Raw genomic sequence first — 17572 nt, 5'->3', positions numbered from 1 at the left:
TTACTGAAACAATCCGCGAACGACTTCCCTCAACCATCGATTTCCATTGTCCTGATGATAGCGGGCATGCCAATGCTGTTTGACCGTGAATCCCTCCACTTCGAACGGGCAGTCATGGACCTGTAGCCCATGCATATCGGCCAGTGTCTGCCCGATATGCCGCGGCAAGGTGCCCAGGAGATCGGTAGTCCCGATTATCATCCCCAACCCGAGAAACGCTGGCAGCTCTAGCATGATCCGCCGTTCGATCCCGGCCCGCGCCAATCCCGCTTCCAGCAGTTTCTGCCCGGTGCCGAAGCTGATCTGCACATGCCCCTCGGCCCGATACCGCTCCAGGCTCATGCCATCGCCCAGGCGCGGATGCTGCGGGTTGCTCAGGCACACCCAGTCCTGCTCGAATAGCACCTGCTGATACATCCCCCCTCCCAGCCAGGGCACGAAGCCGATGGCCAGGTCCGCTTCGCCCGACTCCAGCGCGCTCTCGGTATTGCCGTCGATCCGCGCCGCCTCCAGGCGGATGCCCGGCGCATGGCTGCGCAGATGGTTGAGGATGCTTGGCAGCAAGGTGATGTGGCTGGCATCGCTGACACACAGGCGAAAACGCCGCTGCGCTGTGGCGGCGATGAACTGCGGCTCCCAGGCGGTCAGCCGGCGCAGCGATTCCAGCACCTCGCGGCACGGCCCTATCAGCTGATCGGCGCGGGGGGTAGGGGCCATGCCGCCCGGCGTACGCACGAACAGCGGGTCGTTCAATTGCTCGCGCAGGCGCGCCAGCCAGATGCTGATGGTCGGCTGGCTCTGCCCTAACTGTTCGGCGGCGCGGGTCACGCTGCGGCATTGGTACAGCACGTCGAACAGCTGCAGCAGCTTGGGTTCGGGCAGGGCCTCCAGGGTAGTCATTATTGAGATTCTCAATAGCTGTATTGAGGTCATTGTATAGCGCAAATAAACCCCGCTGCATAAGGTGATCGCAAATCACAGGAGGTCTGCGACGTGAAAATCTGCATTCTGGGCGCCGGTGCACTGGGGTGCGCCATTGGCGCAGCCCTGAGCGAGGCAGGGCATGAAACCTGGCTGCTGAACCGCGGCCGCGCGCACGTCGAGGCGATGAACCAGCATGGGCTGCGGGTACAGGACGAACGGGGCGAGCGCTATGTACCGGTCAACGCGGCCATCGAAGCCGAAGACGTTGGCGTGACCGACTTGGTGGTGGTGCTGGTGAAGTCGTTTCACACTGCCGAGGCCATCGCCGGTGCCCTCGCGCTGATAGGCCCACAGACGCTGGTGCTGTCGCTGCAGAACGGGCTCGGCCACGAGGACATCCTGGCCGAAGTGGTGGGTCGCGAGCGGGTGCTGGCTGGCAAGACCTATGTCGGCGGCGTGCTCCTCGCACCGGGCTCTATCCGCGCCGGTGTGGCCGGCAAACAGACTTTCATCGGTGAGCTCGACGGCCAGCTGACGCCCCGCGTGCAGGCCATCGCCGAAGCGTTCAACAATGCCGGGCTGGCCACCACGGTCAGCGACAACATCCTCGGCACCATGTGGGACAAGCTGCTGGTCAACGTCGCCACCGGTGCATTGAGCGGCATCACCATGCTCAGCTACGGCCAGCTGTACAGCGAGCCGCTGCTGGAAAGCACCGCCAAGGCCGCCGTGGCCGAGGCCATTGCCGTGGCCGAGCGCGCCGGCATCCGCTTGAGCCTGACCAGCCCCGAGGCTGCCTGGTCACTGGCCGCCGAGGGCCTGCCGGCGAGCTTCCGCACCTCGATGCTGCAGAGCCTGGAAAAAAACTCGATCACCGAAATCGACTTCATCAACGGCTCCGTCGTGCGCTGGGGCCAGCGCCATGGCGTGGCCACGCCGGTCAACGCGACCCTGGTGGCCTGCATCAAGGGTATCGAGCGCGCCATGGCCGATCACCAGAAGAGGGAAACCCCATGAGCCAGTCAAAAGCCTACCTCGAACACGTGGCGTTCTGGGTGCAGGACATTCAGTGGCATATCCGCTTTTTCAGCGAGGTGTGCGGCATGACCATGCGTGAAGTGCAGGGTGATGTCGAGCAGCCGGCACAGTACTGGACCCTCGGCGGCCTGCAGTTCATTCACCAGCCGGACTTCGCTGGCCCGGAAGGGCGCCTGGCGCACCTGGGCATCATGTGCGAAGACCTGGAAGCGGCGCTGGCCGCCGCCCAACGCTTTGGCGTCAGTGAGATGCCCCAGGGCCGCAACTGGCTGCGCCTGCCTGATGGCCTGGCGGTGGAGTTCATCCAGGCGCTGCCGGCCAAATGCGTAGCCCAGGCACTGGCCATCGACCCGCGCGCGGAGGTGCAGGCATGAGCGTGATTGAAAAGTACTGGGACGATGCCCGCGAAGGCGATGAGTGCATCAGCCCGACCTACACCGTGACCCGCGAACGCATCCTGGCCTACGCCGACCTCACCGGCGACCACACCCCGGTGCATGTCGACGAGGCCTACGCCAACGCCAGCCACTTTGGCTGCCTGGTCGCCCACGGCCTGTTCGGGCTGTCGATCGCCGACGGCCTGAAGACCCAGTGCGAGTACCGCTTCGTGCCGGGCATGTCGCTGGGGTGGACCTGGGACTTCGTGCTGCCGATCAAGGTCAACGACGTGCTTCACGTGCGCATGCGGGTGGGGGCGATGCGCCCGAGCAACAGCCGACCTGGCTGGGGCATCGTGGTGCTGCCTTCGGAACTGATCAACCAGCACGGCGAAGTCGTGCAACGTGGCGAGCACCGGTTGATGGTGCCGCGGAGGGCAGCAGCATGAGCCAGGCATTGCCATTGGCGGGTATCCGCGTCATTGACTACAGCCACTTCCTCGCCGGCCCCTATGTCGGCCGTTGCCTGGCGGCGCTCGGCGCAGAGGTGATCAAGGTCGAGCGGCCGGGTAGCGGCGACGCTGGCCGCCAGCATGCGTTCACCCTGGACGACCAGCAGAGCGGCTATTTCCTGCAGCTGAACATGGGCAAGCAGGGCGTCAGCGTCAACATGAAAGACCCGCGCGGCAAGGCGTTCATGCAGCGCCTGACCGATTCGGCCGACGTGTTCATCGAGAACTACCGCCCCGGCGCCCTGGACAAGCTGGGCCTGGGCTACGCCGAGCTGTCGGCGCGCAACCCGCGCCTGGTGTACTGCTCGATTTCCGCCTACGGCCATACCGGGCCGGACGCCCACCGCGCCGGCTTCGGCCTGATCGCCGAGGCCAAGAGCGGGATCATGCAGATGGTGGGCGTGCCGGGCGAAGCACCGCCGCTGCTGCGTATTTCCCTGGGCGACATGTACACCGGCATCCACGCGGTGGCGGCGATCAATGCCGCGCTGCTCGGCCGGGTGAGCAGTGGCCGTGGCCAGCACATCGACATGGCGCTGTACGACACCCTGGTGTCGATGCACGAATACGCGGTGCAGTGTTACACGCTGTCCGGTGGCACTGTGTTGCCCCAGCAAACCGGCCACGACATGCCCACTTCGACCCTGTACGGCGTGTTCCGCGCCACCGACGGCGACCTGGTGATCGCCGCCCAGGTCGACGATGCCTGGCAGCGCTTCGCGGCCATGCTCGAAGCCAACGGCGGCCCGCCCGGGTTCGGCAGCGACCGCCGCTACCACAGCCTCAACGGCCGCAATGCCCACCGCGAGGCGATCCTGGCGGTGGTCCGCAACTGGGTTGGCGCGCGTCGGGTGGCCGAGATCCTCGCGTTGCTCGATGGCATCGACATCCCCAGTGCCAAGGTTCAACGCATCGACGAAGTGCTGGCCGACCCGCAGATCCAGGCACGCAACATGGTCATCGAGCAGCAGCACCCACGCTACGGCACGCTGCGCCTGGCCAACCTGCCGTTCCGCTTTTCCGACTGCGACACCACGATTCACCAAGTAGCCCCGGACCTTGGCCAGCACAACGCCGAAGTGGCCGCCGGGCTTGGCTTCAGTATTGAAGAAATCACTGCCTTGCAGGCGGATGGCGTGTTGTTTACCCACGGAGATGCACGATGAGCGACCGCTACGCAGTGATCGGCCGACCGATCAACCACACCAAGTCCCCGCTGATTCATGGCCTGTTCGCCCAGGCCAGCAACCAGCAGCTGGAATACGGGGCTATCGAGGGCTCGCTGGACGACTTCGAAGCCCAGGTACTGCAGTTTCGTAGCGAAGGCGGGAAGGGCATGAACATCACTGCCCCGTTCAAGCTGCGTGCTTTCGAGCTGGCCGACCGGCGCAGCGAGCGGGCGCAATTGGCACGGGCGGCCAATGCGCTGAAGTTCGAGGATGGCTGCATCGTCGCCGAGAACTTCGATGGCATCGGTTTGCTGCGGGACATCGAGGAGAACCTTGGCGAGCCGCTGCGCAACCGCCGTGTGCTGCTGCTGGGCGCTGGCGGCGCGGTGCGCGGGGCGTTGCTGCCGTTCCTGCAGGCGGGGCCACGCGAGCTGGTGATCGCCAACCGGGACATGGCCAAGGCGCTGGCGCTGCGTAACGAGCTCGATCACCCGCGTCTGCGCATCAGCCGCTACGAAGCACTGGAAGGGCAATCGTTCGACATCGTGGTCAACGCCACCTCGGCGAGCCTGACCGCTGACTTGCCGCCACTGCCGGCTGATGTGCTGGGTGAGGCGGCCTTGGCCTACGAGCTGGCCTATGGCAAAGGCCTCACGCCTTTCCTGCGCCTGGCCCGCGAGCAGGGCCAGGCGCGCCTGGCCGATGGTGTCGGCATGCTGGTGGAGCAGGCCGCCGAGGCGTTCGCCTGGTGGCGCGGGGTGCGGCCCGACACACGTGCCGTGATTAATCAGCTGACGATTCCCCTGGAGTAGGTCGATGGTCGCCAATGTACTGATGCTGCATGGCATCAACCACAACATGTTCGGCAAGCGCGACCCGCGCCAGTACGGCACAGCGACCCTGGCCGACATCGACCAGGCGTTGCAAGCCCTGGGCGAAGAGCTGGGGGCGCAGGTCGTGAGCTTCCAGAGCAACTTCGAGGGCGCCCTGTGCGAACGCATCCATCAGGCCTATGAGGACCGGGTGGATGCGGTGCTGATCAATGCCGGTGCCTGGACGCATTACAGCTACGGCATTCGTGATGCATTGGCCATTATCGAAGTGCCGGTGGTAGAAGTGCACATGTCCAACATCCATGCCAGGGAGCCGTTCCGCCATCACTCGGTATTTGCCGAGGTGGTGCGCGGGCAGATCTGCGGGTTTGGTGTCGAAACCTACCTGCTGGCGCTGCGTGCGGCGATGAGCATGGTCTGAGCAGGGCCGCATGGCTCGGCGCTCTGAGCGGGTTTACCCGCGAAGCAGGTGACGCGGGGCATGGCACCGGCTGCGCCGGTGTTCGCGGGTAAACCCGCTCCTACAATCGAGACTCTCCTTTTGCAGAAGGAACTGAACCCTTGGCCACCCCCGCAGTCCCCAACACCGGCATCGCCTTGCTGGTCGCCGTCACCTTCTTCATGGAAAACCTCGACGCCACCGTCATCGCCACCGCGCTGCCGCAGATGGCCCGTGACTTCGCCGAGAACCCGGTAAGCCTGAACATCGGCATCAGCGCCTACCTGCTGGCGGTGGCGGTGTTCATCCCGCTCAGCGGCTGGGTCGCCGACCGCTTCGGCGCGCGCCAGGTGTTCGCCGGGGCCATTGGCCTGTTCACCCTGGCCTCTTGGCTGTGCGGATTGGCACAAACCTTGGAAACCTTCGTCGCCGCACGGGTGCTGCAAGGCATCGGTGGCGCGCTGATGGTACCGGTCGGGCGTCTGGTGGTGCTGCGCACCACCGAGAAGCAGGACCTGGTGAAGGTGCTTGCGGTGATCACCTGGCCCGGGTTGGTGGCGCCGGTGCTCGGCCCACCGATTGGCGGGTTGATCGTCACCCACCTGTCGTGGCCGTGGATCTTCTACCTGAACATCCCGCTCGGTCTGCTGGCCATCGCAGCGGCGTGGTGGCTGGTCCCCAACACGCGTGCCAGTGAAGCGCGCCGTTTCGACTGGCTCGGCTTCGTCTTCCTCGCTTCGGCCTGCGCGACCTGGTTGCTGGGCCTGGAGATGCTCGGCTCGCTGTCGGGCGACGGCCTCGGCACAGGCGCTGCACTGGTGGCCGTGGGGGCTCTGCTGACCTGGCTGTCGATCCGCCATTGCCAGCGTCACCCGGCGCCGCTGCTACCGCTGGCTACCCTAGCCATCGCCACGTTCCGCGCCAGCATCATCGGCGGCACGTTGTTCCGCCTGTCGATCAGCGCCTTGCCGTTCCTGATTCCGCTGTTGCTGCAGATCGGTTTCGGCTATTCGCCGGTGGATGCCGGGTTGCTGGTGTTGGCGATCTTCGTCGGCAACCTCGCGATGAAACCGTTCACCACCGGGCTGCTGCGCCGCCACGGCTTTCGTCGAGTGCTGCTGGTCAATGGCTTGATCGGCGTCGGTTGCATTCTCGCGTGCTTGCTCCTGCAGCAGGACATGCCGTGGTACTGGATGGCGCTGGTGCTGTTCATTGGCGGGCTGTCTCGTTCCATGCAGTTCACCACCTACAACGCCATCGGGTTTGCCGAGGTGCCAAAAGCACAGATGGGCCAGGCGTCGACGCTGTTCAGCATGTTCTTCCAACTGGCGATGGCGCTCGGGGTTGCGATTGCGGCCCTGCTGCTGAGGGTCTCGACGATGCTGCGGGGGAGTGAAAGCGAGATGACAGTGGGCGACTTCCGCTGGGCGCTTGTCGGTATCGGCCTGATTGCTTGCGCCGCGTTGGTTGATGCAGTACGCCTGCCGGCCAATGCTGGTGAACAGGTATTGCGTACTTAGCTGTGTTGGGTTCACGGCCACGTCATCAGGGGGACAGGTGTTGGAATCGGGTTCCTTTGGGCCATTAACGACCTACAGCGAACGGACAACCGATGACGGGTCGATAGCGGTCATTCACGATCGGCAGCTTTTCGCCCCAAAGCGCACGGGCGTAAAAGGTAGCGGGCACTGAACAGGACGACGCAGATCAAGGCCGTAAGCGTTCCGCCACCAGCGACGGCTCTTGAAGTGACCGTAGGTGTGGCGGGTGTCGTGCTGCCTACCCATCCAGCATGGATGGAAAGCCAGTAGCGACTTCCGTGACTGCATAGTACGGTCCGCCTTCAACAAGCCACCCGGTTCGTTGCCTCCAACCCCACGGACCGGGGCTCTCATGACCTGGGAGGTCGAATGGAAGTCGCTACAACGATCAGTCAACAAGAACTGGATAACGCCTTGGTCGCGTTTGCACGCTACAAAATCGGAGAGATCAAGATCTTCGACCTGGAGCAGGCAATGCGCTTCGAAGCAGGCCAAGCCTTGTCCCAAAGCGGGCTGGTCCGTTTCTCAATTACCAAAATGGTGTCAGGACGTTATCGCATCAGCGATGAAGGGGAGAACGCCATCACAGAGGCTGGGCGGGATCGCCTTGAGGTGATCCGCGGCTGACCCTGGCTTCCAGCCTTGCGAAGGCCGCAGTCATGTTCTGCGGCCCTTTCGTGTCATATCACTTTCACCGCACGACCAATGAACTTCACCGGCCCTGTCGGCAGACCGGTCGGCGAGCCACCGGCTTTCTCCAGCGTCAGCTCGAACAATTGATTGGCCTCCAAGGGTGGCAAACTTTCCAGCGGAACTCGATAGGGTTCGCCCGGTTTGACCAGGCCAAGCGAAACCGGAGCACGCCATTGCTCGCCCTTGGTCCAGAACTGCAGGGCCATGCCGTCGGGGACCGTATCCCGGCCCAGCGGCAGCAGTTCGATCATGTGGCTGTCGCTGGCCTGCACCACCCAGCCGGGGGCCTGGCTGTTCGGCGCCACCAGCACCACCAGGTATTGCGTGGTAGAGGGGGGCGTGGTCAGCAAGGTAAACGCCAGCAGCAGGCTTGCAGCCAGCCCTGCGGCGCTGAGCCCTTGCCACAGGCCGAGGCGTTGCCACCAGCGAGCCTGCGTGCGCGCTGCAGGCAGCTCGTCGAGGCTGCGCTGGATACGGCGCCACAGGCGGGGGCTTGGGGGCTGCGGGGTAGACAGCGCGGTCAGCTCCAGCAGCCGGGCCTCCCAGGCATCCACGGCGGCGCGAAGCGCGGGGTCGGTACGCAGGCGTTCGGCCGTCGCGGCATATTGCTCCGGCGACAAGGTCCCCAGCACATATTCCCCGGCGAGGCTGTCCAGTTCTTCGGCAGAATCGGGCTTCATTCCAGGCACTCCCGTAGCGCTTTGAGGCTGCGTTTGATCCAGGCCTTGACAGTGCCCAGTGGCGCGCCCAATAAACCGGCTATCTCGGCGTGGCTGCAGCCGTCCACGTAGGCGTGCAGGATGCAGCGTTGCGGTGCGGGCTGCAGTTGTTCAAGACAGCGGTAAATCTTTGCTGAGCCGGACCAGAGGTCAAGGTCATCAATCCTCCCGTGCAATGTTGACGCAGTTTCGGTGTCGGCATCGGTCAGTACAGTTTCACGGCGGGTATCACGTATCGAATTCAGCGCCAGGTGGCGGGTAATGCTGTAGATCCAGCCTCGAGCCGAGCCGCGCGCCGGGTCGTAGCTGGCAGCGCGGGTCCAGATGCGGATGATCGCATCGTGGACGATGTCTTCTGCGGTGGCGTCGTCACGTGCGATACGCCGGGCAACACCCAGCAGGCGCGCGCCTTCGTGATCGTAGAGCGCCTGCAGGGCCCGCCGGTCACCCTGTGCACAGGCTAACAGGCAGCGGTGGAAGTCGAAGGGAGTGGCCGGCGAGTTCAACGTGTGTGGCTTCCTTGTGTAAGGCAAGTACCCCGGCCATCCAGCCGGGGGGCTTGCCATCGAGCGTAGATCATCACTCGCAGGGCGTTGGGTCAGGTGCGTGTCACTTGGCTGTCCAGAACACATAGTCAGCCTGGTACTGGACGACCTGCCTGGCACCTTTGTTCTGCGCCGTGCAGTCGACTGACGGCGCCACACCGCCGCGGGTGGCCAGGCGCTGGATGTAGCTGACCCCCTGCATGGCGCCTTTGCCTTCGGCGGGGTTGGCCTTGACCAGTTGATAGGGGATGGCGCCTTTGTCCGCCGGTGCCACTGCCAACTGGGTGCCGGTGACTTTCGAGCCATCCTTGGTCTGCCAGGTAGCGGGTGGGCCAAAGTAGTCGCCCACCTGTTTACCGCCACGGTCATTGAGCACTGCCTTGGGGCCGACGAAAGTCCATTCGGTCTGACCGGGGGTGTTGGCCTTGTCGCGGCACTCGTAGGTGATCTCGCCGACGCCGACGGTTTCGAGCAGGACGCGATGGCCATCAGGGACTTTGACCGCTTCTGGCAGCGTGGTCTGGGCGTGGGCGGGCGGCAGCGCAAGGGCGAGGCTGCAGGCAAACAGGCAGGCGGAGTATTTGAAGTTCATGGGCAGTGCTCCTGAAAGTCATTGGGCTGGGCAGTCAAAGGCCGCCCACTGTCAATACCCGCCAACGGGCGGACTGGATGCACTGAATGAAAAAAAATGCGTAGCGAGATGAGCCTGCATGTGCTTGCCTACCATCTCGAACGCGCGATGAGTCTCTTTGCTATCGCAGGACTGCTTTAACGCGCGCACCCCCGACAACCCCATGAGGACACTGCAAATGAAGCGTTTGTTACTGAGCCTGTTGCTTGCCGCATCGGGCGCTGCCCATGCCGGTATTCCGCTGTTGAACGCAACATGCCCCGGCAATATCGAGGTCCATGCCGATAAAGGTGGGCCTGTCTATATCAATGGCAAGGAAGCCACGCTGAAAAAATTCAATGACAACTATTTCGAGGCCAAAGGTGGCGGGGTAACGGTATCGTTGTCGATCAACCCGGACGGCTCGCCTGACGTCTCGTATACCGGTAAGAACAAAGCCAATGGCGTATGCCAGATCAAGGACTGACTGCGCGATTGCGCTGTTTGGCTGGCGCGGTGCCAGCGGGCTGAACCTGGGCGCTGGAACGAGAATTGCTGTGACCCCTGAGACATTGATCATGCGGAGTACGCAGAGATGACTCAGGATGACCGCTATTACATGATTTTCAGCGTGGTTGCTGTGCTGGTACTGGATCTGGCGGCGACTTATGTGTTTCTCAATGCCATTCCCTGACCCCGGTTATGGGTCAGGCCTTACGCGTAATCGGGGCCAACGCAGGGTGTGAGGAAAACGCCCCGAACCCTATATAGCAAACAAACCTGATGCCCTGTTGTCGTTGCGCAGTAACATGGGCATGAGAAAACCAAAAAAAGGGCAGGCTGCTTGGCAACATTTCCCAGTTTTCGAGGGGGCTGCAGGAGCGTGTCGCGTGAAAAACTCAAGTTCGCGAGCAGGTGTAATACTGTTATTCGGGGCAGCCTCGTTGTTCGTCGCAGGCTGTGCGCAAAACCCTGATGTGCGTGACAGCCACGATTATACCGCTGGCACTACCGTGAAAAGCCCACCCGCCTACCTGGGCTGCGTTAAAGGCGAGCTGCAAGGGAATGTGAAAACCTATGAAGTCGAGGGTGATAACGCGATCAGGCTTTTCGTCGACAGCACTGACCCCGACAAGGCAGAGGGCCTTGTAGAGTTGCGGGGCACGGGAACCGAGCGCCACTTCACGGCCTATCAACGTGATGCCTGGTACGACCATGGCAGGTTGCTGGATGCTGCACTGATGTGTTCAAAAGCGTAATCATCCAACCCCACACCAATAGCCCGCCGTCGAGAGCGGGCTTTTTGTCTGCCGATCGCCTGCCCGGCAACGTTCAAAAAGGGCGGGTGGAGCCGGTATGGCCTGAGCAGCGTTGCTTTGCATTTGCCGGCCCCGCCCGTAATAATCGTTGTATTTGGATGGAGAGTCGCAGGTGGAAGCAAGAAGCGTAGTCGCCGAAATGTTCATTGGGATGCCGACGCATTTCTGGGTTTTGCCTGTTGCCGGCCTGGTTGCCTACTACGGGCTGAAGTGGTCCGCCAGATCCAGTAATCGTGCCACCCTGCTACAAGCCTCGACTTACCTGTTACTGCTGGCACTGGCAGTGCTGCCCAACGGCTTTTATGCACTGTTTCCTCCTGCGCCCGAGCCAGATGTGCTGTTGAATCAAACGCCGTTGCCCAACTACGCAGGGCGCTTCTACCTGGATGCGTTCTATGTCTTCAGTGGCTGGGCGCTGAGCAAAGTGGTCAAGTTAAAGTTCAGCTGAGTCGCAGTTCGCTAGCGGATGCGCTGACGGGATCAGTAATTGCATACCCCTTTGAAACCGGCGCATCTGGGGGACACGGCAATGCTCTCTGAAGATCTGTACATCATGTTCCTGTTTGTCGGCAGTGTGTTGGTCCTGGATATAGCAGCCATCGTATTGTACAGGGGAGCCAAGCCCTGACCCCGGGTTTGGCTCGCAATGGCGCCGGAGTATCCTCAGGGCTTCAGCTTTTCTCCTGTACCTGCAGCACCGACCCTTTGTCGTCAGTTGCCAGCAATCCGATGGCGTCGGTGTCGTCTGATTGTCGCTCGGCAAGGGGGACGTCCGGCGAGCGAAAGATACTATGGCCCTGTTCACCGGTTTTAAGGGTGACGAGCTTGCCGTTCTGATAGAAGAACTGAGTGTGGTTGGCGTTCGTTTGCATGGTATGAAGCCCTGCCGAGTCGTGGTGTGATGTCCCTCGGGAGTTTCACTGTTGCGGCGTGCCCCGGCTACTGGCAGAAATATCAGGTGCGCTACACTGATCCCGCTTGGGCGTCGTCCTGCAGCAAGACTTTGGTTGATTAGTAACGCGGCGTCACGCCCGTTAGAATGCAGCGTATCCATAACGGTCGATTGCAAATGCCAGACTTTCGTATTTTTATCGCCACTGTGTTGGTTGCCAGCCTCGCCGGTTGCGCAAGCCCCGGCAAACCCACTGCCAGCAAACTGACCAAAAAATCGCCGCAGCAGTACGCCGCCTGTGTCCTGCCAAAATGGCAGGCGCTGGCCCCACAGGCCACGCAGAAGTCAATAGCCCACGGCTACCGGCTCACGGCGCCAAGCGCCGTGGCAAGCGACGATGTGCTTGATGTGGTTGACGCTCACGAGGGCAGCCGCGCGACCTTCTACAAGGGCAGCTTTCTGTCTGGCGACAAATTACGCCAGGCTGCCAAGCAATGCCTGGATTGAACCCGTGCCCCGAGCGGGTTGAGCCGCCCCGATCTCCTGCAGTTACCCCAACTCATCCCGCTTGTTCAAATGCTCGCATTTCACCTGCGCCTCCGTGCGGCTCGGATAGCTCGGCTTGAGCCGCTCCTTTGCCTGATTGTCATAAATGTCGAACCCTCCACACACGGTAGCGGCGTAGTAGCGGCTGCCAACGCGGAACGATTCCTTTTCGATCGGCACAGCGGGAACGATAACGAATCTTGGTTGCATTTTTCGTGCCTCCCCAGGCAGAGATTTAAGTATTAGTCTCACCGATCACAAGCATCAAGCAGGCTCATGACGAAAGGCACTTGGCAACCATCGGTCGCCTCGGTAATGGTCATCGCTATTCCTGAATCGCACCAGGGGAACACTTTTTCACCGGGGTGGTCTGTTATAGCAGTTAGACCAGCCGGTATTAGCCAGGCTGAAACCCCGCCAAACAAGGGAATGGCGGTTGACTTAAGTTCACCCAGGTAAAGTTAGGTAAAAGCGGCCACGGCATATACACGGATCAGTATTGTGGTTTGTACTGTCCGGTTAAAGATGCCATTGATGAACATACTTCCGTCGCAGCCAAGCGCTGAACGCGGGGCGTTCTCCGGTTTCGAGGCGTGTCGCAATTCCCAGCAGGGCCCCGTGGTGATCCTCGCCTCCGGCGCTTCTGCCAAACATTTTCCGCTGGGCGAGTTTGCGCACTTGCCCATCATCGCCATGAATGGATCGGTCGCCATGACCGCCGAACACGGCATCAAACCCTTCTTCTACGTGTGCACCGACAAAAGCTTTTGCCAGCAACAGCCGGCCTTGTTCGCCACTGCCATGCGCGACAGCGAACGCCTGGCCTTGTGGCCAGAGCAGTATGCGCGTACCGATGTGCCAGCTCACACCCAGTGTTATGCCTTGCACAAAGCCGATATGCCGAGCCTGCTGGACGGTTTGCGCGGCCAGGGTGACAGTTGCGTGTGCAACCGGGCACTGTGGAGCAAACGCAGCCGCTCGATCGCCTTCAGTAAAGACATGGGCCATGGCTTTTTCGATGCCCGCACGGTGGCTTATGTGGCCTTGCAGTTGGCCTATCACCTGGGCTTCGAGGAAGTGTTGCTGGTGGGGGTTGACCTCGACCAGAGCGTCGGGCGCTTTTACGAGGACGGCCAAGGCCCGTCTTCGCCGTGCGGGCTCGATCAGCATTGGGACAGCCGCATCCTGCCGTCGTTGAAGCTGATGGCCAGGGAAGTGGTCAGCGAGCATTTCCACGTCTACAACCTGTCGGCAACATCACGCATTCCCGCTGAGCTGATACCCAAGGTCACGCTCAGCCAGGCGCGGCACATTGCCGGCTGCGCAATGAACTGAGCAAGAAAGCGGGTGCATCAAGGACTGTGGATGCGTACAGTGGGCCGATCGCAACTTGCAGGAGCCTGCTATGTCCAGCGCATTCACGATCATGCCATCGCCCGTCGGCATGCTGACCCTTGTGGCCCGTGGCAATTGCCTGGCAGCCGTATTGTGGGAAGAGGAGCGGGAAAACCGCGTACGCCTGGGCGCACTGCACCGGGACGACCAGTGCCCGGTACTGCGGGAAACCGCGCGCCAGCTGGGCGAGTACTTTGACGGCAAGCGCCAGCGTTTCGAGCTGGCGCTGGACTTTGCCGGTACTGAGTTCCAGCGCCAGGTGTGGGCCGCATTGCTGGCGATACCGTTCGGCGAAACCCGCAGCTACAGCGATATTGCCCGGCAGCTCGGCAACCCCAGGGCGGTACGCGCGGTTGGCGCTGCCAATGGCCGCAACCCGATTTCGATCATCGCCCCCTGTCACCGGGTAATCGGCGCGTCGGGCAGCCTGACCGGCTTTGCTGGTGGCCTGCCGGCCAAGCAGTATCTGTTGGCGCTGGAAGGGCGGCAAAGCCTGGCGCTGGACCTGTAAGGCGTCAACCGAACCCGCTGGCGATCAGGCAGGCCAGCACGGCCAGCACCGAGCCGGCGATCAGGGTGTATTGCCGCCGGGCCTGACGTGCGCGGGGCTCGACCTCACGCAGGTACTCGCCGGGCGTAGGCGCATCGGGCCGATGGCGCAAGCCCTCGGCCACATCGGCAAGTTGACCCTGAATCAGCAAGCCGACCAGGCAGTAGGTGCAGGCGTAACTCAGCAACGCTAGAAACAGATAGATCATGCAAGGTACGGGGCCAAGGGCAGGGTGATCGCGCTGGCACTGCGGGTGTCGAGTACGATCAGCCCTTCACTGTGGTCATCCAGGCTGGCCAGCAAGTGCCCCTGGCTGTCCCATGCTGCAGAACCGCCAGCACCGATGAAGGTGTCGGCCGGCCCCACACAGTTGGCCATCAACACCGGCATGCCCAGCTCACGTGCCACCTCTGGGTAGTGCGCATATCCCTCGCGGATACCCTTGGCGGTTTTCGCAACGCTGACCAGGTACAGGTCGGCACCGCGCTCGCGGGCCACGGCGGCATGCGCCATGAACATCGATTCGTAGCAGATCGCCGGTGCCACCCGGTGTTCACCCACCTCCAGCAGCAATGCCTGATCACCTGGGGTGAAGTAAGGCAGCTCATCATCATGCAAGCGCTGCTTGGCATAGGCCTGGCGCGGCGCCTCAGGGCAGAAGATGGGCATGCCGATGCGTATGCCATCGGGCGTCGGCAATGGCAGGCCCACGGCAACCGTAATGCCCAGCCGGTCGCAGGCTGCCTGCAGCGGGTCCAGGCGCGCGGAGGTGACGGGCAGGGCGGCCTGGCGCGCCACACTCGGCTCATAGCCGGTCAGCGACAGCTCGGGGAACACCACCAGTTCGGCACCCAGGGCCGCAGCCTGCTCGATGCAAACCAGATGGCGCTGGAGGTTGCCTGGCAAATCGCCCTTGAGCGACGCCAGTTGTACGGCGCACAGTTTCATCAGAACCATTCCCTGGTGAAGATTGACGTGCCGAGCATACTATCGGCACCAACGCCTGTTCCAGTGAAGGGTTTTTCAGGAAGCCTGGGGTGCGTAGCAAAACGCCCCCCGACCTGCGCAGCCACGGTACCTTGTGCCATGCTGTCCAGTGACAGCGCCATGCGCACGGCCCGCGCGAAGCCGGGCAGGGTGCTACCAGCGGAGGAACACTGTAATGGCACGGTTTCGGCGGATGATCGCCAATATCCGGGGACGGGATCTGGCCGTGGGCGATATCCATGGCCACTTCCAGCGCCTGCAGCAATGCCTGGATGCGGTAGGGTTCGATCCGGCGGTGGACCGCCTGTTCAGCGTAGGTGACCTGGTCGACCGTGGGCCGCACAGCGAGGCAGCGCTGGAATGGCTGGCACAGCCTTGGTTCCATGCCGTCCAGGGCAATCATGAGGCCTTGGCAATCACCCGCGTGCGCGGTGGGCGGCTCGACCTGGGCATGTACCGCGCCGCCGGGGGGGGGTGGTTCCTCGACTTGCCGCGGCGCGAGCAACTGCGTTTCGTGGAGCGTTTCGAGCAGTTGCCGATTGCCATGGAAGTGGAGAGTGCGGACGGTCTGGTAGGCCTGCTGCATGCCGACAGCCCGTTTGCCGACTGGGCAGTCTTACGCTCCTGGCTGGAGCTGGATGACGACCCTGAGGTGCGCCAAGTGTGCCAGTGGTCGCGTCGGCGCCTTAAAGAGGGAGACACCCAACCGGTGCAGGGCCTGCGAGCCCTGCTGGTCGGCCACACCCCGGTGCTGGAGGCCAAGCTGCTAGGCAATGTGTGGCACCTGGACACGGGGGGCTGGGCCAGCGGTCATTTCACCTTGGTCGACATGCGCACCTTGCAACGGGTCAGCCCAGAGCCAGATGCAGCAACAACGCCCCCGCCAACATCACCAGCATGACCCCCGAGGCCCGCTCCAGCCACGGCAGGCTGCGAGCGAATCGCCGCAGTACCCGCTGGTTGCCGATGGCCACGGCGACCAGCAAGTCCCAGAGCAGGACGATGCTGAACATCCATAGGGCGTAGGCCGTTTTCCAGCCGGGGCTGACGCTGGCGACCATGCTGGCCAGGCTGGCATAGAACAGCGCGTTCTTGGGGTTGAGGATGCCGGATAGGAAGCCCATGCCCAAACTGCGCCACCAGCCATGCACCCGCTGGCTGCCGGCGACTGAGCCTAGGCTGGTTTGTCCGGCATGGCGCAGGAACAGCACGCCGATGTACAGCAGGTAGCTGGCGCCGGCCAGTTGCAGGGTGGTGAACAGCAGGCTGCCCTGCTGCAGTACCGAAAGCCCGGTGAAGGCGATGACAATGAACGCGCCATTGGCCAGCGCTATGCCCAGGCAGGCGCCGCTGGCGATGCGCCAGCCGCTGTTGATCGCGTTGCGTGCGACCAGGAAAAAGTCCGGGCCAGGTGAGAGCAGGGCAAGAAAGTGGGCCAGGGCGATGATCATGAATTGTTGCATTGGGGGCGGCTCTGCGGAAAAACCGCAGTCTGCTGCCGGGCCCATTCTGGCGTATTGAACAATATTGCACCTGCAGCAGCCTTCAGTTTCCGCGGTACTGCCCCGGCGTAACCCCCACATGGGCCTTGAACACTCGCTGGAAATGGCTTTGGTCAGCAAAGCCAAGCTGGTAGGCCACTTCCGCCAGGGCCAGCCCTTCACTCAACAGTTGCCGCCCGCGATTGACCCGGGCATTGAGCAGGTAGGCATGCGGGGTAAACCCGGTAGCCGCTCGAAACGCGCGGATCAGTTGATAGCGCCCAAGCCCGGCCTCCCGCGCCAATACCTCCAGGCTCAATTGCGCAGGGTCCTGGTGTTCGATGCGTGCAAGCAACCCGTTCAAGGTGGCGGCTTTCAGGACGGGGGCCGCTGCCAGCGGTGGGTGCGCGGCAACGTCCAGGTCCCCCAGAAAGGCAATCAGCGCCGCATCTTTCTCGCCGTTGCAGGCACTGGAAAACAGTAACCTGTTCAGTGCGCAGAACTGCCGATATACCTCAGCCTCCCTGCAGATACGCACCGGTTCGCCGGCTTCGATACCGCCAAAGCCCGACTCCAGGCGTAACTGCGTCAGCCAGTCGGCATCCACATGCAGCATCTGATAGCTCCACGCCAGGCCGGGGGCCGGGTTGCAGGCATGCACGCGGTGGGCCGGGACCAGTACCAGCGTGCCGGGCGCCAAGTGATGCTGCCCGTCGGCAGCCCCGGTGAAATGGCTGCGGCCAGCATCCACCGCACCGATGGAAAACGTCGGGTGGCTGTGGGCCTTGTAGCAGGCCCGGCTGTGGCAGGCGCGCCGGCTTTCGACATGTGCCAGGGCCGGGTCGCGCCACAGGGCGGCGTGGGAACGGGGCATTACAGGCTCCTCGGTATTGTCGGCAGGGTAACAGGTGCCGCGCACCCGTACAGTTTTTATCGCTGGCTGTTACTTGACCGCAGGGCCCGGAACGCGCCGAAATAGAGGGCTGTTGTCAGAGGAAAACG

General features: G+C 62.7%; 25 protein-coding genes. 15 read left to right on the top strand and 10 right to left on the bottom strand.

Going from position 1 to position 17572, the window contains the following annotated elements; all coding sequences use genetic code 11:
* Positions 1 to 900, bottom strand: a complete 900-nt coding sequence (locus LMH93_RS14890) for a LysR family transcriptional regulator (protein WP_003248234.1) — start codon at positions 898 to 900, stop codon at positions 1 to 3.
* Positions 901 to 993: 93 nt separating this feature from the next.
* Here LMH93_RS14890 and LMH93_RS14885 point away from each other — a divergent pair, with 93 nt between their 5' ends.
* The 8 genes from LMH93_RS14885 (at position 994) to LMH93_RS14850 (ending at position 7460) form a co-directional block, all read left to right on the top strand.
* The gene (locus tag LMH93_RS14885; protein WP_003248236.1) at positions 994 to 1941 is read left to right on the top strand and encodes a ketopantoate reductase family protein; all 948 of its coding nucleotides are present in this window, start codon (positions 994 to 996) and stop codon (positions 1939 to 1941) included.
* Positions 1938 to 2336: a VOC family protein gene (locus LMH93_RS14880; RefSeq protein ID WP_003248238.1), complete on the top strand. Its 399-nt coding sequence runs from the start codon at positions 1938 to 1940 to the stop codon at positions 2334 to 2336. The genes LMH93_RS14885 and LMH93_RS14880 overlap by 4 nt, the downstream gene beginning before the upstream one ends.
* Complete coding sequence (locus tag LMH93_RS14875) at positions 2333 to 2788, top strand: MaoC family dehydratase (protein ID WP_060537967.1); 456 nt, start codon at positions 2333 to 2335, stop codon at positions 2786 to 2788. The genes LMH93_RS14880 and LMH93_RS14875 overlap by 4 nt, the downstream gene beginning before the upstream one ends.
* Complete coding sequence (locus LMH93_RS14870; protein WP_108191064.1) at positions 2785 to 4017, top strand: CaiB/BaiF CoA transferase family protein; 1233 nt, start codon at positions 2785 to 2787, stop codon at positions 4015 to 4017. Before LMH93_RS14875 ends, LMH93_RS14870 begins: the two co-directional genes overlap by 4 nt.
* The gene (gene aroE, locus LMH93_RS14865) at positions 4014 to 4832 is read left to right on the top strand and encodes a shikimate dehydrogenase (RefSeq protein WP_014756512.1); all 819 of its coding nucleotides are present in this window, start codon (positions 4014 to 4016) and stop codon (positions 4830 to 4832) included. The genes LMH93_RS14870 and aroE overlap by 4 nt, the downstream gene beginning before the upstream one ends.
* 4 nt (positions 4833 to 4836) lie before the next feature.
* The gene (gene aroQ / locus LMH93_RS14860; protein ID WP_003248245.1) at positions 4837 to 5274 is read left to right on the top strand and encodes a type II 3-dehydroquinate dehydratase; all 438 of its coding nucleotides are present in this window, start codon (positions 4837 to 4839) and stop codon (positions 5272 to 5274) included.
* 140 nt (positions 5275 to 5414) lie between these two features.
* Positions 5415 to 6812, top strand: a complete 1398-nt coding sequence (locus LMH93_RS14855) for an MFS transporter (protein WP_185280294.1) — start codon at positions 5415 to 5417, stop codon at positions 6810 to 6812.
* 390 nt (positions 6813 to 7202) lie between these two features.
* Positions 7203 to 7460, top strand: coding sequence for a hypothetical protein (locus tag LMH93_RS14850; RefSeq protein WP_003248248.1), 258 nt, complete (start codon positions 7203 to 7205; stop codon positions 7458 to 7460).
* Between the two features lie 53 nt (positions 7461 to 7513).
* Here the strand turns inward: LMH93_RS14850 and LMH93_RS14845 are convergent, their stop codons facing one another.
* From LMH93_RS14845 to LMH93_RS14835, 3 genes are all read right to left on the bottom strand, one after another.
* Positions 7514 to 8206: an anti-sigma factor gene (locus LMH93_RS14845; protein ID WP_003248250.1), complete on the bottom strand. Its 693-nt coding sequence runs from the start codon at positions 8204 to 8206 to the stop codon at positions 7514 to 7516.
* The gene (locus LMH93_RS14840; RefSeq protein ID WP_003248253.1) at positions 8203 to 8751 is read right to left on the bottom strand and encodes a sigma-70 family RNA polymerase sigma factor; all 549 of its coding nucleotides are present in this window, start codon (positions 8749 to 8751) and stop codon (positions 8203 to 8205) included. The genes LMH93_RS14845 and LMH93_RS14840 overlap by 4 nt, the downstream gene beginning before the upstream one ends.
* A 103-nt stretch (positions 8752 to 8854) precedes the next feature.
* Positions 8855 to 9382, bottom strand: a complete 528-nt coding sequence (locus LMH93_RS14835) for a DUF3455 domain-containing protein (protein ID WP_230064315.1) — start codon at positions 9380 to 9382, stop codon at positions 8855 to 8857.
* A 217-nt stretch (positions 9383 to 9599) separates the two neighbouring features.
* On the opposite strand from LMH93_RS14835, the gene LMH93_RS14830 reads away from it, so the two are divergent.
* The 3 genes from LMH93_RS14830 to LMH93_RS14820 all read left to right on the top strand — a co-directional run bounded on the left by LMH93_RS14830 (position 9600) and on the right by LMH93_RS14820 (position 11167).
* Positions 9600 to 9887 carry a hypothetical protein gene (locus LMH93_RS14830; protein WP_003248257.1) on the top strand — a complete coding sequence of 96 codons (288 nt, stop codon included), beginning with the start codon at positions 9600 to 9602 and terminating at the stop codon, positions 9885 to 9887.
* A gap of 403 nt (positions 9888 to 10290) precedes the next feature.
* Complete coding sequence (locus LMH93_RS14825) at positions 10291 to 10659, top strand: hypothetical protein (RefSeq protein WP_060537975.1); 369 nt, start codon at positions 10291 to 10293, stop codon at positions 10657 to 10659.
* A 199-nt stretch (positions 10660 to 10858) separates the two neighbouring features.
* The gene (locus LMH93_RS14820; RefSeq protein WP_003248263.1) at positions 10859 to 11167 is read left to right on the top strand and encodes a hypothetical protein; all 309 of its coding nucleotides are present in this window, start codon (positions 10859 to 10861) and stop codon (positions 11165 to 11167) included.
* Positions 11168 to 11390: 223 nt separating this feature from the next.
* On the opposite strand, the gene LMH93_RS14815 is transcribed toward LMH93_RS14820, so the two are convergent.
* Positions 11391 to 11591, bottom strand: a complete 201-nt coding sequence (locus tag LMH93_RS14815; RefSeq protein ID WP_003248269.1) for a hypothetical protein — start codon at positions 11589 to 11591, stop codon at positions 11391 to 11393.
* Positions 11592 to 11758: 167 nt separating this feature from the next.
* Here LMH93_RS14815 and LMH93_RS14810 point away from each other — a divergent pair, with 167 nt between their 5' ends.
* Positions 11759 to 12118 carry a hypothetical protein gene (locus LMH93_RS14810; protein WP_019751720.1) on the top strand — a complete coding sequence of 120 codons (360 nt, stop codon included), beginning with the start codon at positions 11759 to 11761 and terminating at the stop codon, positions 12116 to 12118.
* 42 nt (positions 12119 to 12160) lie between these two features.
* On the opposite strand, the gene LMH93_RS14805 is transcribed toward LMH93_RS14810, so the two are convergent.
* Positions 12161 to 12367: a hypothetical protein gene (locus tag LMH93_RS14805; protein ID WP_003248274.1), complete on the bottom strand. Its 207-nt coding sequence runs from the start codon at positions 12365 to 12367 to the stop codon at positions 12161 to 12163.
* Positions 12368 to 12691: 324 nt separating this feature from the next.
* Here LMH93_RS14805 and LMH93_RS14800 point away from each other — a divergent pair, with 324 nt between their 5' ends.
* Positions 12692 to 13492, top strand: coding sequence for a lipopolysaccharide biosynthesis protein (locus LMH93_RS14800; protein ID WP_185280297.1), 801 nt, complete (start codon positions 12692 to 12694; stop codon positions 13490 to 13492).
* Between the two features lie 70 nt (positions 13493 to 13562).
* Positions 13563 to 14063: a methylated-DNA--[protein]-cysteine S-methyltransferase gene (locus LMH93_RS14795; RefSeq protein ID WP_003248277.1), complete on the top strand. Its 501-nt coding sequence runs from the start codon at positions 13563 to 13565 to the stop codon at positions 14061 to 14063.
* Positions 14064 to 14067: 4 nt separating this feature from the next.
* Here LMH93_RS14795 and LMH93_RS14790 read toward each other — a convergent pair whose 3' ends face one another.
* The gene (locus LMH93_RS14790; RefSeq protein WP_054888825.1) at positions 14068 to 14310 is read right to left on the bottom strand and encodes a hypothetical protein; all 243 of its coding nucleotides are present in this window, start codon (positions 14308 to 14310) and stop codon (positions 14068 to 14070) included.
* The gene (locus LMH93_RS14785) at positions 14307 to 15050 is read right to left on the bottom strand and encodes a carbon-nitrogen hydrolase family protein (RefSeq protein WP_070096532.1); all 744 of its coding nucleotides are present in this window, start codon (positions 15048 to 15050) and stop codon (positions 14307 to 14309) included. The genes LMH93_RS14790 and LMH93_RS14785 overlap by 4 nt, the downstream gene beginning before the upstream one ends.
* Positions 15051 to 15264: 214 nt before the next feature.
* Between LMH93_RS14785 and LMH93_RS14780 the strand changes: the two genes are divergently transcribed.
* On the top strand, positions 15265 to 15990 hold the full coding sequence (locus tag LMH93_RS14780) for a serine/threonine protein phosphatase (RefSeq protein WP_070096531.1): 726 nt from the start codon (positions 15265 to 15267) through the stop codon (positions 15988 to 15990).
* Here the strand turns inward: LMH93_RS14780 and LMH93_RS14775 are convergent.
* The gene (locus tag LMH93_RS14775; RefSeq protein WP_070096530.1) at positions 15938 to 16552 is read right to left on the bottom strand and encodes a LysE family translocator; all 615 of its coding nucleotides are present in this window, start codon (positions 16550 to 16552) and stop codon (positions 15938 to 15940) included. The genes LMH93_RS14780 and LMH93_RS14775 overlap by 53 nt on opposite strands.
* Before the next feature lie 82 nt (positions 16553 to 16634).
* On the bottom strand, positions 16635 to 17444 hold the full coding sequence (locus LMH93_RS14770) for a helix-turn-helix transcriptional regulator (RefSeq protein WP_012052433.1): 810 nt from the start codon (positions 17442 to 17444) through the stop codon (positions 16635 to 16637).
* Positions 17445 to 17572 lie beyond the last annotated feature (128 nt).

The sequence above is a fragment of the Pseudomonas sp. CIP-10 genome, assembly GCF_020911845.1.
Classification (GTDB): Bacteria; Pseudomonadota; Gammaproteobacteria; order Pseudomonadales; family Pseudomonadaceae; genus Aquipseudomonas; species Aquipseudomonas alloputida.
Note: the sequence above shows the minus strand (reverse complement) of the source record. Positions and strands in the feature narration are given on the sequence as shown.

What these genes read in the sequence shown, in the direction of transcription:
- LMH93_RS14850 (WP_003248248.1), top strand. Translation starts at nt 7,203, where the DNA reads ATGGAAGTCGCTACAACGATCAGTCAACAAGAACTGGATAACGCCTTG.
- LMH93_RS14800 (WP_185280297.1), top strand. Translation starts at nt 12,692, where the DNA reads ATGAACATACTTCCGTCGCAGCCAAGCGCTGAACGCGGGGCGTTCTCC.
- LMH93_RS14770 (WP_012052433.1), bottom strand. Translation starts at nt 17,444, where the DNA reads ATGCCCCGTTCCCACGCCGCCCTGTGGCGCGACCCGGCCCTGGCACAT.
- LMH93_RS14835 (WP_230064315.1), bottom strand. Translation starts at nt 9,382, where the DNA reads ATGAACTTCAAATACTCCGCCTGCCTGTTTGCCTGCAGCCTCGCCCTT.
- LMH93_RS14820 (WP_003248263.1), top strand. Translation starts at nt 10,859, where the DNA reads ATGTTCATTGGGATGCCGACGCATTTCTGGGTTTTGCCTGTTGCCGGC.
- LMH93_RS14870 (WP_108191064.1), top strand. Translation starts at nt 2,785, where the DNA reads ATGAGCCAGGCATTGCCATTGGCGGGTATCCGCGTCATTGACTACAGC.
- LMH93_RS14785 (WP_070096532.1), bottom strand. Translation starts at nt 15,050, where the DNA reads ATGAAACTGTGCGCCGTACAACTGGCGTCGCTCAAGGGCGATTTGCCA.
- LMH93_RS14780 (WP_070096531.1), top strand. Translation starts at nt 15,265, where the DNA reads ATGGCACGGTTTCGGCGGATGATCGCCAATATCCGGGGACGGGATCTG.
- LMH93_RS14810 (WP_019751720.1), top strand. Translation starts at nt 11,759, where the DNA reads ATGCAGCGTATCCATAACGGTCGATTGCAAATGCCAGACTTTCGTATT.
- LMH93_RS14875 (WP_060537967.1), top strand. Translation starts at nt 2,333, where the DNA reads ATGAGCGTGATTGAAAAGTACTGGGACGATGCCCGCGAAGGCGATGAG.
- LMH93_RS14795 (WP_003248277.1), top strand. Translation starts at nt 13,563, where the DNA reads ATGTCCAGCGCATTCACGATCATGCCATCGCCCGTCGGCATGCTGACC.
- LMH93_RS14880 (WP_003248238.1), top strand. Translation starts at nt 1,938, where the DNA reads ATGAGCCAGTCAAAAGCCTACCTCGAACACGTGGCGTTCTGGGTGCAG.
- LMH93_RS14815 (WP_003248269.1), bottom strand. Translation starts at nt 11,591, where the DNA reads ATGCAAACGAACGCCAACCACACTCAGTTCTTCTATCAGAACGGCAAG.
- aroE (WP_014756512.1), top strand. Translation starts at nt 4,014, where the DNA reads ATGAGCGACCGCTACGCAGTGATCGGCCGACCGATCAACCACACCAAG.
- LMH93_RS14775 (WP_070096530.1), bottom strand. Translation starts at nt 16,552, where the DNA reads ATGCAACAATTCATGATCATCGCCCTGGCCCACTTTCTTGCCCTGCTC.
- LMH93_RS14845 (WP_003248250.1), bottom strand. Translation starts at nt 8,206, where the DNA reads ATGAAGCCCGATTCTGCCGAAGAACTGGACAGCCTCGCCGGGGAATAT.
- LMH93_RS14790 (WP_054888825.1), bottom strand. Translation starts at nt 14,310, where the DNA reads ATGATCTATCTGTTTCTAGCGTTGCTGAGTTACGCCTGCACCTACTGC.
- LMH93_RS14890 (WP_003248234.1), bottom strand. Translation starts at nt 900, where the DNA reads ATGACTACCCTGGAGGCCCTGCCCGAACCCAAGCTGCTGCAGCTGTTC.
- LMH93_RS14805 (WP_003248274.1), bottom strand. Translation starts at nt 12,367, where the DNA reads ATGCAACCAAGATTCGTTATCGTTCCCGCTGTGCCGATCGAAAAGGAA.
- aroQ (WP_003248245.1), top strand. Translation starts at nt 4,837, where the DNA reads ATGGTCGCCAATGTACTGATGCTGCATGGCATCAACCACAACATGTTC.
- LMH93_RS14830 (WP_003248257.1), top strand. Translation starts at nt 9,600, where the DNA reads ATGAAGCGTTTGTTACTGAGCCTGTTGCTTGCCGCATCGGGCGCTGCC.